Origin of the sequence: Klebsiella sp. WP8-S18-ESBL-06, from assembly GCF_014169755.1 — a bacterium.
GTDB classification, from domain to species: Bacteria; Pseudomonadota; Gammaproteobacteria; order Enterobacterales; family Enterobacteriaceae; genus Kluyvera; species Kluyvera ascorbata_B.
Window position 1 is genome coordinate 3436392 of record NZ_AP022256.1, and the last position, 12498, is coordinate 3448889.

Annotated in this window: 13 protein-coding genes and 1 riboswitch; of the genes, 5 read left to right on the forward strand and 8 right to left on the reverse strand. The window is 55.7% G+C overall.

What is annotated here, in order from left to right:
• Positions 1-68 precede the first annotated feature (68 nt).
• Positions 69-1175 carry an ABC transporter permease gene (locus H7R76_RS16425; RefSeq protein ID WP_106924579.1) on the forward strand — a complete coding sequence of 369 codons (1107 nt, stop codon included), beginning with the start codon at positions 69-71 and terminating at the stop codon, positions 1173-1175.
• On the opposite strand, the gene H7R76_RS16430 is transcribed toward H7R76_RS16425, so the two are convergent.
• The 7 genes from H7R76_RS16430 to moaA all read right to left on the reverse strand — a co-directional run bounded on the left by H7R76_RS16430 (position 1137) and on the right by moaA (position 5201).
• Complete coding sequence (locus tag H7R76_RS16430) at positions 1137-1547, reverse strand: YbhQ family protein (RefSeq protein WP_106924580.1); 411 nt, start codon at positions 1545-1547, stop codon at positions 1137-1139. The two genes, H7R76_RS16425 and H7R76_RS16430, sit on opposite strands and share 39 nt — an antisense overlap.
• 202 nt (positions 1548-1749) lie before the next feature.
• Complete coding sequence (locus H7R76_RS16435; protein ID WP_106924581.1) at positions 1750-2454, reverse strand: Bax inhibitor-1/YccA family protein; 705 nt, start codon at positions 2452-2454, stop codon at positions 1750-1752.
• Between the two features lie 41 nt (positions 2455-2495).
• On the reverse strand, positions 2496-2948 hold the full coding sequence (moaE, locus tag H7R76_RS16440; RefSeq protein ID WP_106924582.1) for a molybdopterin synthase catalytic subunit MoaE: 453 nt from the start codon (positions 2946-2948) through the stop codon (positions 2496-2498).
• Between the two features lies 1 nt (position 2949).
• Positions 2950-3195: a molybdopterin synthase sulfur carrier subunit gene (moaD, locus tag H7R76_RS16445; RefSeq protein WP_106924583.1), complete on the reverse strand. Its 246-nt coding sequence runs from the start codon at positions 3193-3195 to the stop codon at positions 2950-2952.
• Complete coding sequence (moaC, locus tag H7R76_RS16450) at positions 3188-3673, reverse strand: cyclic pyranopterin monophosphate synthase MoaC (protein ID WP_182929253.1); 486 nt, start codon at positions 3671-3673, stop codon at positions 3188-3190. The genes moaD and moaC overlap by 8 nt, the downstream gene beginning before the upstream one ends.
• A gap of 3 nt (positions 3674-3676) precedes the next feature.
• Positions 3677-4189 carry a molybdenum cofactor biosynthesis protein B gene (gene moaB / locus H7R76_RS16455; protein ID WP_065355567.1) on the reverse strand — a complete coding sequence of 171 codons (513 nt, stop codon included), beginning with the start codon at positions 4187-4189 and terminating at the stop codon, positions 3677-3679.
• Positions 4190-4211: 22 nt separating this feature from the next.
• Complete coding sequence (moaA, locus tag H7R76_RS16460; RefSeq protein WP_106924585.1) at positions 4212-5201, reverse strand: GTP 3',8-cyclase MoaA; 990 nt, start codon at positions 5199-5201, stop codon at positions 4212-4214.
• A riboswitch (molybdenum cofactor riboswitch) is annotated at positions 5189-5327 on the reverse strand. It overlaps the preceding gene by 13 nt.
• A 230-nt stretch (positions 5328-5557) precedes the next feature.
• On the opposite strand from moaA, the gene yvcK reads away from it, so the two are divergent.
• From yvcK to pmrB, 4 genes are read left to right on the forward strand one after another with little or no spacing between them, the layout of a single operon-like run.
• Positions 5558-6499, forward strand: a complete 942-nt coding sequence (gene yvcK / locus H7R76_RS16465) for a uridine diphosphate-N-acetylglucosamine-binding protein YvcK (protein WP_182965844.1) — start codon at positions 5558-5560, stop codon at positions 6497-6499.
• Positions 6500-6546: 47 nt separating this feature from the next.
• A complete protein-coding gene (eptA, locus tag H7R76_RS16470) occupies positions 6547-8178 on the forward strand; it encodes a phosphoethanolamine transferase EptA (protein ID WP_182965848.1) in 1632 nt (543 codons plus the stop codon).
• 10 nt (positions 8179-8188) lie between these two features.
• Complete coding sequence (gene pmrA, locus H7R76_RS16475) at positions 8189-8860, forward strand: two-component system response regulator PmrA (protein ID WP_106924589.1); 672 nt, start codon at positions 8189-8191, stop codon at positions 8858-8860.
• Between the two features lie 3 nt (positions 8861-8863).
• On the forward strand, positions 8864-9943 hold the full coding sequence (pmrB, locus tag H7R76_RS16480) for a two-component system sensor histidine kinase PmrB (protein ID WP_106924590.1): 1080 nt from the start codon (positions 8864-8866) through the stop codon (positions 9941-9943).
• A gap of 307 nt (positions 9944-10250) precedes the next feature.
• Here pmrB and uvrB read toward each other — a convergent pair whose 3' ends face one another.
• Positions 10251-12275, reverse strand: coding sequence for an excinuclease ABC subunit UvrB (gene uvrB / locus H7R76_RS16485; protein WP_182965850.1), 2025 nt, complete (start codon positions 12273-12275; stop codon positions 10251-10253).
• Positions 12276-12498 lie beyond the last annotated feature (223 nt).

The window sequence follows — 12498 nt, forward strand, 5'->3', positions numbered from 1 at the left end:
GCGCTTACCGGGCCTACGGGCCTTATAGGTCGGGTAAGCGCAGCGCCACCCGACATGAGGACGGTACTATGTTTTATCGTTTATGGACGCTTATCCGCAAAGAGCTACAGTCGCTGCTGCGCGAACCGCAGACCCGCGCCATATTGATTATGCCGGTGCTGATTCAGGTGCTGCTGTTCCCATTTGCCGCCACGCTGGAGGTCACTAACGCCACCATCGCCGTCTATAACGAAGACAACGGTCAACACGCTATCGAGCTGACCCAACGCTTTGCGCGCGCGAAAGCCTTTACCCATGTGCTGGTGCTAAAAAGCCCGCAGGACATTCAGCCGACCCTCGACACCCAAAAGGCCCTGCTGCTGGTACGCTTCCCGGCCGACTTCTCGCGTAACCTCGACACCTTCCAGACCGCGCCAATGCAGCTGCTGCTCGACGGACGCAACTCTAACAGCGCGCAGATTGCCGCTAACTACCTCCAGCAGATTGTGAAGAACTACCAGCAGGAGCTCATGGAAGGCAAGGCCAAACCCAATAACAGCGAGCTGGTGGTGCGTAACTGGTACAACCCGAACCTCGACTACAAGTGGTTTGTGGTACCGTCGCTGATCGCCATGATCACCACCATCGGTGTGATGATCGTCACTTCACTGTCGGTCGCCCGCGAACGCGAACAGGGCACGCTGGATCAGCTACTGGTTTCGCCGCTGGCCACCTGGCAAATTTTCGTCGGCAAGGCGGTGCCTGCGCTGATCGTCGCCACCTTCCAGGCCACTATCGTGCTGGCCGTCGGTATCTGGGCCTATCAGATTCCCTTCGCCGGTTCGCTGGCGCTGTTCTACTTCACGATGGTGATTTATGGGCTGTCGTTGGTCGGGTTTGGGCTGCTAATCTCTGCGCTGTGCTCGACCCAGCAGCAGGCGTTTATCGGCGTGTTCGTCTTTATGATGCCGGCGATCCTGCTGTCGGGCTATGTATCACCGGTCGAAAACATGCCGGTATGGCTCCAGCATTTGACGTGGATTAACCCGATTCGGCATTTTACCGATATTACCAAGCAGATTTATTTGAAGGATGCGAGTCTGTCGATTGTCTGGGGGAGCCTGTGGCCGCTACTGTTTATAGCGGCCACGACGGGATCAGTGGCGTACGCGATGTTTCGCCGCAAGATCGCCTGAGGCTTTTTCTTTCACCAGCAGCGAGAACACCGCGGGCCCGGCAAGGATAGCCAGCCCGGCCACCGCCAGCAGGTAGTTATTTTGCAGCACGCGCGACAGCAGCCAGACGACAATAACTGCGGCGCCAAAATACCAGGTCGTGGTCAATTCTTCGAGCACATCGGCGACGTCGCGCCAGCGCTGCTCAGGGTGACGCTGTAAGGCCAGCATCAGTAAAACGGTGACGGCATACACAACGCAGAGGCCCAAACCCACGCGCACCAGCGCGCCGCTCATCCAGCCCATCACCAGCACGGCGATGACCAGCAAATGCAACATAATCTGCCAGCAACTTAGCCCCGTTGCGACACGAACTCGTTGTTGCCACTTCATGGCTTCTCTCCTGAAGAATTTTATTTGCTTATTCAGAGTACCCGAGTCTACGGAAAATTCCGTAAATGTGCCTCTTTTTGTGACATCCGTGTCACTATTTCGCTCAGGAAGAGAGCAGCTTGTGCATTTTTCAGGCTACCCATCCAGGTTGTAAGCAAAAAAATCCCGGAACTCGTCCGGGATTGTGCTTTTCTCTTTGCGCTTAGCGGCGGTTGCCGAAAATCCGCAGCAGCATCAGGAACAGGTTGATAAAGTCGAGATACAGCGTCAGTGCACCAAGAATCGCGTATTTACGCAGATTTGAGGTGTCGCGCACGTCAATCTGCTCGCCGATGTTTTTCAGCTTCTGGGTGTCGTAGGCGGTCAGCCCGACGAAGATAATCACCCCGATATAGGTAATCGCCCACATCAGCGCGTCGCTTTTCAGCCAGAAGTTAACCAATGAAGCCAGCACGATACCAATCAGCCCCATAAACAGCATGCTGCCGAGCCCGCTCAGGTCACGCTTGGTGGTGTAACCATACAGGCTCATGATGCCGAACATCCCGCCCGTCACCACGAAGGTGCTGGCAATAGAAGAATAGGTATAAACGATAAAAATGCTGGATAACGTCAGCCCGGTTAACGCCGAATAGAGCATAAACAGCGTCGTCGCCATGCCCGCACTCAGACGCTGCACCATACCGGAGAGCACAAACACCAGCGCCAGCTGGGCGATAATCAGGCCGAAAAAGGTGATTTTGCTGGAGAAGACAAACATCATCACCGCAGGGGTATTCGCCGCGTACCACGCAATAAACGCGGTTAACAGCAGCCCACAGGTCATCCAGCCGTAGACCTGTGCCATGTAAGTTTGCAGGCCGCTACGGGCCTGGACGATAGAATCGGACCGAGGGAATCGTTCCATGACAGTCTCCTGAATCAATAGGTATCAACAGTAAGTGTACTCTACCAGCGCTCGGCTGCCTGTTTATCGCTGTCGCGCGCTTCCACCCAGCGATCGCCTTCCGGCGTCGCTTCACGCTTCCAGAAAGGCGCGCGGGTCTTGAGATAGTCCATGATAAATTCACCGGCGTCAAAGGCGCTGCTACGATGCGCGCTGGTCACACCGACAAACACAATTTCGTCACCGGGCCACATCTCGCCAATGCGGTGAATCACGGTCACACGCCCCAGCGGCCAGCGTTCACGCGCCGCCTCTACGATTTCGGCGAGCGCTTTCTCGGTCATGCCCGGATAATGTTCGAGCGTCAGCGCCTTCACGCTGTCACCGAGGTTGTGGTTACGAACCTTGCCGGTAAACGTCACTACCGCGCCGTCTTCATCGCGCTCGGCAAGCCAGGGATACTCCTCCCCGACGCTAAACGGTTCATGCCCAACGCAAATACGCGTTTCGCTCATTTTAACCTCCTGTTACCGGCGGGAAAAACGCCACTTCATCGCCATCGGTCACCGGATGGTCGAAGCTGACCAGCGTCTGGTTGACCGCCGCGAGGAGTTTGCCCTCCTCCAGGGCCAACGACCAGCGCCCTTCCTGCGCAGCCAGGTGCTGACGTATGGCTTCAACGGTGGCGAATTCCGGCGCTAATGCCAGCGAGTCGGTCCCCACCAGCTCACGCACCTGCGCAAAAAAAAGCACATTAATCATGATGTTCCGCCTTAAAATCACCTGATTTACCGCCGCTTTTCGCCAGCAGACGAACCGGGCCGATAACCATATCTTTTTGCACCGCTTTACACATATCGTAAATGGTCAATGCGGCCACCGAGGCGGCGGTCAGCGCTTCCATCTCCACGCCGGTTTTGCCGGTCAGTCGGCATAAAGACTCGATGCGCACGCGGTTATGCTCCGGCTGAGCCTGGAGATTCACCTCCACTTTACTGAGCATCAGCGGGTGGCACAGCGGAATGAGATCCCAGGTGCGCTTGGCGGCCTGAATACCGGCGATACGCGCGGTTGCGAAGACATCCCCCTTATGGTGGCTGCCGTCGATGATCATCGCCAGCGTTTCCGGCAGCATGGTAACGAACGCTTCCGCGCGCGCTTCACGAACGGTTTCCGCCTTGGCGGATACATCCACCATATGGGCTTCGCCCGCCGCGTTGATATGGGTCAGTTGCGACATCGTTTATTTCTTCAGATGAGGGTGAAAATTACACGGACGCGTACGGGCATCCAGCTGCGGCGCGATGATGTTATCCCACGCGGTGCGGCAGGCTTTGGTGGAACCCGGCATCGCAAAAATCAGCGTCCGGTTGGCCATGCCGGCCACGGCGCGAGACTGAAGCGTGGCCGTGCCGATTTCTTCAAACGAGAGCATGCGGAACACTTCGCCGAAGCCTTCAATTTCGCGATCGAACAGCGGCAGCAGTGCTTCCGGCGCCTGATCGCCGTCGGTCAGGCCGGTACCGCCGGTGATGAGAACCACCTGTACATCATCGCGAGCAATCCAGGCGGAAACCTGAGCGCGGATCTGGTAGCGGTTTTCTTTAACAATCGCCTTGTCGACGATTTGATGCCCCGCCTCGTGCGCGGCGTCACGCAGGAAATGGCCGGAGGTGTCATCCTCTTCGCCACGACGGTTGGAAACGGTAAGAATAGCAATGCGGGTCGGGATAAATTCAGCGCTCACCTGACTCATTTGATAGCTCCTTGATAACGAATTATCCACCAATATAGGACAAATTCTGGGTAATCCCGGTATTGCCCTCATGCAGGAAGTGGGTCTGTTTTTTGTGCGTTAAGGCTTCGGCAATGCGCGCTTCCAGCGCCTGCTGCTGGGCGTCTTCGGCCAGCAGCTCGCGCAGATCAACGCCGCCGTCGCCAAACAGGCACAGATGCAGCTTCCCAACGGACGAGACGCGCAGGCGGTTACAGCTGGCGCAGAAGTCTTTTTCATACGGCATGATTAAGCCGATTTCCCCTTCGTAGTCGGGGTGGCAAAAGACCTGTGCCGGGCCGTCGCTGCGCTGACGGATTTGATGGATCCAGCCGCGTCTGAGCAGCGCGTCGCGCAGCACCATGCCGGAAATATGGTGTTTGCGGAACAGCTCGCTGCCCTCGCCGGTTTCCATCAGTTCAATAAAGCGGAGTTGAATACGGCGCGGTTTGATCCACGCCAGAAAGGTGTCGAGCTGGTGATGGTTAACATCGCGCATCAGCACGGTATTGACCTTCACTTTATCAAAGCCTGCGGTAAAGGCGGCGTCGATGCCGTCCATCACCTGGCGGAACTTATCCTGCCCGGTTATCGCGTGGAACTGGCGCGCGTCAAGGCTGTCGACGCTGACGTTCAGCGCCGTCAGTCCTGCCTCACGCCAGGCGGCAACGTCTCGCGCCATACGGTAACCGTTGGTGGTGACCGCGATCTGGCGAATGGCGGCGTTCTCTTTGACTGCGGCAATCACATCGGTAAAGTCGCGACGCAGCGACGGTTCGCCGCCGGTCAGCCGCACTTTCTCGGTCCCCAGAGCCGCAAAGGCGCGCGTCACACGGCGAATTTCGTCAAGCGACAGAAACCCTTTATTGGTGACCCCATTAGGCTGGTAGCCGTTAGGCAGGCAGTAGGTGCAGCGAAAATTGCATACGTCGGTAATCGACAGGCGCAGATAGAAAAACCTGCGCGCAAACGCATCAGTGAGTTGTGAAGCCATAGACACCTTTCCAAATACGGGAGGCGAGATCATTTCTTCCTTCGCCCTGGCGACAGGAGAACCTGCCGCGGCCAAAACGCCCTATCTTTTGACTTAGGCGCAGAGGCTAGAGTGTGTTGTTCAGTCGGTAATACTGAACCATGTTATGCCGAATAGTAGCGCGAGAATAACGGTTTCGCCATTTTCGCTTTCGCTATATAAACTTGTACATAACGAGACGATCGTGCACTTTCCCTACAGAATACGTAAAAATCATGTTTTTGCATTGATATACGTCATTTTGACCGGTACGGGGCATCGTCTTTTAGAGGTAGTTAGGCTAATGTAAGCCCATTTTCAGGACATAAGGAAGCTGTATGCGCAATCGCACTTTTGCCGATCTCGACCGCGTTGTCGCGCTCGGCGGCGGGCACGGCCTTGGACGCGTGATGTCATCCCTGTCATCGTTGGGTTCTCGCCTTACCGGCATCGTCACCACGACCGACAACGGCGGTTCTACAGGGCGCATTCGCCGTTCGGAAGGCGGTATCGCCTGGGGTGACATGCGTAACTGTCTCAATCAATTAATCACCGAACCCAGCGTCGCATCGACCATGTTTGAGTATCGTTTTGGCGGTAATGGCGAACTTTCCGGGCATAACCTCGGAAATCTGATGTTAAAGGCGCTGGATCACCTGAGCGTAAGGCCTTTAGAGGCGATTAATTTAATCAGAAACCTGCTGAAAGTAGAGGCATCCTTGATCCCGATGTCGGAGCAGCCGGTCGATTTAATGGCAATCGACAGCGAGGGCCACGAAATCTACGGCGAGGTTAATATTGACCAGCTCACACTGCCTCCACAGGAGCTGCTGCTGACGCCGTCGGTTAGCGCCACTCGCGAAGCGGTACAGGCCATTGCCGAAGCCGATCTGATCCTCATCGGCCCGGGCAGTTTCTACACTAGCCTGCTGCCGATTCTGCTGCTGCCGGACATTGCTCAGGCGCTGCGTCGCACGCCTGCCCCAATGGTTTACATCGAAAACCTGGGCCGTGAGCACAGCCCTGCCGGTCATCTGAGTCTGGGAGACCGGCTGAGCCTGCTGGAGCATTACATTGGTAAATCGGTTATTGATGCCGTGGTAGTGAGTCCGAAAGCGGACATCAGCGGTACGGCAGATAAAGTGGTGATTCAGCAGGCGCTGGAAGCGAGCGACATTCCGTATCGTCACGATCGCGCCCTGTTACGCGACGCGCTGGAAGAGGCGCTTCAGGCTTTAGGCTTTAGGCGGCGATTCCTTAAAATCTTAAGGTTGTCTTAAAATAGGTCGGGCAGCATAGCGAGCATCAATCTTATTAGGTTACTGCTATGCTTCGCCTGTTACGTCAACGCCCTACGATTAGCCGTTTGGCCTACATTGTTTTATTCGCGCTCTACATTGCCCTGGCGCTCAACGTCGTATTTTATCGCCAGGCGTTTACCCTGCTGCCAGTTGATAGCCTGCATAACGCGCTGGTCTTTCTGACCATGCCGATCGTCGCCTTTGCGGTGATGGAGATTTGTCTGGCGCTCGCGTCCATCGTTCGTCTTGAGAAAGTGCTCGTGACGCTGTTTATTCTGCTCGGCGCCAGCGCACAATATTTCATGATGAATTTCGGTATTATTGTTGACCGCTCGATGGTCACCAATATTTTTGATACCACCCCCGCCGAGAGCTATGCCCTGCTTTCCGGCCAGATGATTATCGTACTGGGGATCACCGCACTGCTGTTTATTGCGCTGGCCTGGTGGGTAAAAATTAAGCCCGCCACAACGCTGTGGCGCGGTGCGCTAACGCGCGCGGGCACAATTATTGTCTCTACCCTATTAATTCTGCTGGTTGCAGGCCTGTTCTATAAAGATTACGCATCGCTGTTCCGTAATAATAAAGAACTGGTGAAATCACTGAACCCGTCAAACAGTATTGTTGCGCTTAACTCCTGGTATTATCACCACAAAATGGCCAATCTTCCGCTGGTTAAAATTGGCGAAGATGCGCAGCAAAAAGCGTTGATGAAAAATGGCCCGCGTAAGAATTTAACCATTATCGTACTGGGCGAAACGTCACGCGCCGCCAATTTCTCGCTGGGCGGCTACGACCGCGATACCAACCCGCGGTTAGCACAAGATAATGTGGTTTACTTCCCTAACACGACCTCTTGCGGTACCGCTACCGCGGTGTCCGTTCCCTGTATGTTCTCGAATATGCCGCGAGCACGCTACGACGAAGCGCTGGCCTATCACCAGGAAGGGCTGTTGGATATCCTCCAGCGCGCGGGTATTCAGGTGCAGTGGAACGACAACGACGGCGGCTGTAAAGGCGCCTGTGACCGCGTGCCGCATCAGGACGTGACGGCGTTGAATCTGCCGGGCCAGTGCATTAACGGTGAATGCTACGACGAAGTGCTGTTCCACGATCTGGAAAAAACCATCGATAGCCTGCAGGGCGACGGCGTCATTGTGCTGCATACCATTGGTAGCCATGGCCCGACCTATTACAATCGCTACCCGCCGCAGTTCCGCCGCTTTATGCCAACCTGCGACACCAGCGAAATTCAATCCTGTTCCCAGGAGCAGCTGAAAAATACCTACGACAATACCATTCTGTATATCGATTATATTGTCGATAAGGCCATCAAGCTGCTGCAATCCAGACAGGATAAATTTACCACCAGCCTGGTTTATCTTTCCGACCACGGCGAATCGCTAGGGGAAAATGGCGTTTATCTGCACGGATTACCGTATTCTATTGCTCCGGAAACGCAAAAACATGTACCAATGTTATTATGGCTATCCAAGGATTATCAGCAGCGTTACGGTGTGAATTACGACTGCCTGCAGAAACAGGCCAAAGAGAATGACTACTCGCAGGATAATCTGTTTTCTACCGTGCTGGGGATGACCGGCGTAGAGACCAAAGAGTATCGCGCAGCGGATGATATATTAGCGACGTGCAAATAGAGGCGAACAGATGAAAATATTAGTCGTTGAAGATGACACCCTATTATTGCAGGGGCTGATTCTGGCCATGCAGAGTGAAGGGTATGCCTGTGACGGCGTCGCCACGGCGCAGCAGGCTGCGCTGAGTCTGGCCAACGGGCACTATAGCCTGATCGTGCTGGACCTCGGCCTGCCGGATGAAGACGGGCTGCATTTCCTCCACCGTATGCGGCAGGAGAAAATGACCACGCCGGTGCTGATTCTGACCGCCCGCGATACGCTGGAGGACCGCGTCAGCGGTCTTGATACCGGCGCCGACGACTATTTAATCAAGCCGTTCGCGTTGGAAGAACTGAACGCCCGTATCCGCGCGCTGCTGCGCCGCAACCTGAACCAGGGCGATAATGAAGTGACGGTGGAAAACCTGCGCCTCAACGTTACGCGCCGTCAGGTGTGGCTGGATGACGCGCTGCTTGAGCTCACGCCGAAAGAGTACGCCCTGCTTTCGCGTCTGATGCTGAAGGCCGGTAGCCCGGTGCATCGTGAAATTCTCTACAACGATATCTATAACTGGGACAACGAACCGGCCACCAACACGCTGGAAGTGCACATCCATAACCTGCGCGACAAGGTGGGAAAATCACGGATTCGTACCGTACGAGGCTTTGGCTATCAATTGGTGAATACCGGTAAGGCAGAATAACGCATGGCGCTTTTTTCCGTCCGTAAATGGCCGATGCGCCACCAGCTGCTGCTGGCAATTGGCCTGATTCTGGTCGTGTTCCAGCTCATCAGCGTGTTCTGGCTATGGCATGAAAGCAAAGAGCAGATTGAGCTGGAAGTGGCGATGCTTATGCACAACCACAATAACGTTAAACATATCCGTCATGAGGTTCGTGAAGCCATCGCCAGCCTGCTGGTTCCGAGCGTGGTGATTATCGGCCTGGCGCTGTATCTGTGTCTGCAGGCGGTAAAACGCATCACCCAGCCGCTCGCCGACCTGCAGCGGGAATTGGATGCGCGCACCCCGGGGAATTTGCAGCCCATTTTCCTGCAGCAGACCACCGTTGAGGTTGAAGCAGTTACCCATGCCATCAACCAACTGGTGGAAAACCTGACCCAGACGCTCGATCGCGAACGCCTGTTTACCGCCGATGTCGCCCACGAGCTGCGCACGCCGCTGGCGGGCCTGAAGCTGCATCTGGAGCTACTGGAGAAAACCCAGCACCTGAATCTGGCGCCGCTGCTACAGCGTCTGGACCAGATGACCGAAAGCGTTGCGCAACTTTTACTGCTGGCCCGCGTCGGACAATCGTTCTCAGCGGGCAGCTATCAGCAGGTTAATCTGCTGAGCGATGTGATTGAACCGCTGAAGGGAGAGCTGGAAACGATGCTCGCATCACGTGAGCAGACATTAGCCATCGCTGAGCCCGTACCGACGGTGACCGTGGCCGGTGACGCCACGCTGCTGCGGCTGCTGCTGCGTAATCTGATTGAGAATGCTCACCGCTATAGCCCGCCATCGTCAACCATCACGGTGTCGCTGGCGAGGGATTCAAAGCCGATGCTTATTGTGGAAGATGAGGGGCCGGGGATTGATGAGTCGAAGGTAGGTGAGCTTAGCCAGGCGTTTGTACGTATGGACAGCCGCTACGGCGGAATTGGGCTTGGGCTGAGCATCGTCACGCGCATTGCCCAACTCCATGAAGCCGCATTCTTCCTGCAAAACCGCGAGACCGGAACCGGCACGCGGGCATGGGTAGAGTTTCAGCTCACCAGGCGCTAAAGCGCGCTCAGAAGGTCAGCATCCAGTGGCTCAGGAAACCGGCAACGATGGCAACAGAGATGAGTAAGGTGAACAGCTGCTGGATATTCAGTTTTGACATGACACTACCCTCAATGATTTTGCAGATAGTATCAGCACAATTTATTAAGTGAACATTAAGGCTGGCTGCTGGCTCGTGATGGATGCCGCAATTCAGAAAAATAGTGCCCCATCTCTAGCCAGCAGGCCGGAGAAGGCTTTGCCCCCCTCCGCCACGCGGCCTGATAGCACAACGCTTATCAGGCCGACGCGATATTCATGCACCGACTCATGACGCTGCAATAAACAGCTCGCGCAGCTGGTGCAGGCGATCGCGGATGTCTGCCGCTTCCTCAAACTCAAGATTCTGTGCGTGTTTCAGCATCTGCGCTTCCAGCGTTTGAATCTGCTGCTGCAAGGCTTTCGGCGTCAGCGCCTGAACGTCCGGCTCAACGATTGGCGACGCGGAGCGCGACTTACCGCGGCCCTTCGCTTTGGTCTTCGCCAGCCCCTCGCCCATCGCCAGAATATCGACGACGTCTTTCACCAGCCCCTGCGGCACGATGCCATGCTCTTCGTTGTAGCGTTCCTGCTTCTCGCGACGACGTTCAGTTTCACCGATAGCTTTCGCCATGGACGGGGTAATTTTGTCACCGTAAAGAATCGCCTTACCGTTGATATTACGCGCGGCGCGGCCGATGGTCTGAATCAGTGAACGTTCAGAGCGCAGGAAACCTTCTTTATCGGCGTCGAGAATCGCCACCAGCGATACTTCCGGCATATCCAGCCCTTCACGCAGCAGGTTGATGCCGACCAGCACATCAAACTCGCCGAGGCGCAAATCGCGAATGATCTCCATGCGCTCGACGGTGTCGATATCCGAGTGCAGGTAGCGTACCCGCTCGCCGTGTTCTTCGAGATATTCGGTGAGGTCTTCCGCCATGCGCTTGGTCAAGGTGGTGACCAGCACGCGTTCGTTAATCACCGAACGCTTGCGAATTTCAGACAGCAGGTCGTCGACCTGTGTCGCCACCGGCCGCACTTCAATCAGCGGATCGAGCAGCCCGGTTGGGCGCACGACCTGGTCTATCACTTCGCCACCGGATTTATCCAGCTCGTAGTTGCCCGGCGTTGCCGAAACGTAGATAGTTTGCGGCGCCAGCGCCTCAAACTCTTCAAACTTCAGCGGACGGTTATCCAGCGCCGACGGCAGACGGAAACCGTATTCGACCAGCGTCTCTTTACGCGCCCTGTCACCGCGATACATACCGCCGATTTGCGGGATGGTGACGTGTGATTCGTCAATCACCAGCAGGCCATCGGCAGGCAGATAGTCAAATAGCGTCGGCGGCGGCTCGCCCGGCCCGCGCCCGGACAGGAAGCGCGAGTAGTTTTCAATGCCCGAGCAGTAGCCAAGCTCGTTCATCATTTCCAGGTCAAACTGGGTGCGCTGGCTCAGGCGCTGCTCTTCGAGCAGCTTGTTGTTGGCCAGCAGCACCTTGCGGCGATCTGCCAGCTCGTCTTTGATCTCTTCCATCGCCTGCACGATACGTTCACGCGGCGTGACGTAGTGCGATTTAGGGTAGATGGTAAAGCGTTGAATCGTCGACTCGACGTGACCGGTCAGCGGGTCGAACAGCGAAAGACGTTCAACCTCTTCGTCAAACAGCTCTACGCGCAGCGCCAGATCGTCCGACTCGGCCGGGAAAATGTCGATGACTTCGCCGCGTACGCGGAAGGTTGCGCGCTGAAACGCCTGATCGTTGCGGGTGTACTGTAGCTCGGCCAGACGACGCAGAATAGAACGTTGGTCGATAATCATGCCCACGGTCAGGTGCAGCATCATTTTAAGATAAAGATCCGGGTCGCCCAGGCCATAAATCGCCGACACCGATGCCACGACGACCACGTCCCGGCGTTCAAGCAGCGCTTTGGTGGCGGATAAACGCATCTGCTCGATGTGTTCGTTCACCGAGGCGTCTTTTTCGATGAAGGTGTCCGAGCTTGGGACGTAGGCTTCAGGCTGATAGTAGTCGTAGTAAGAAACGAAATACTCTACCGCATTCTCCGGGAAGAAGGCCTTCATTTCACCATACAGCTGCGCAGCCAGCGTTTTGTTCGGCGCCAGCACCATCGTTGGGCGCTGTAAGTCGGCAATCACATTGGCGACGGTGAAGGTTTTCCCCGAGCCGGTCACCCCAAGCAGCGTCTGGTGGGCCAGGCCGTCCTCAAGCCCCTCTTTAAGGCGCGCGATGGCAGCCGGCTGATCGCCGGAAGGGCTGAATGCGGAATGTAACTTAAACGGTTTACTCATGGGCGACGCTACCTGATGACGAATGGGCCGGGCTGGGAATTAATTCTACTCGCCGCCCGCCGAATTGCCAATAAAAAATACTGGATATAAAAACAGTAACCACCTATTGTAGTTTGCACAATCGACGAAATGGCGGACGCACGCCGCGAAAATTTAACCCGTGACAAGATAAAACGCTGGCCAAATTGGGTTATCCCCAGAATTTTTTCTCTTTTAACATTTG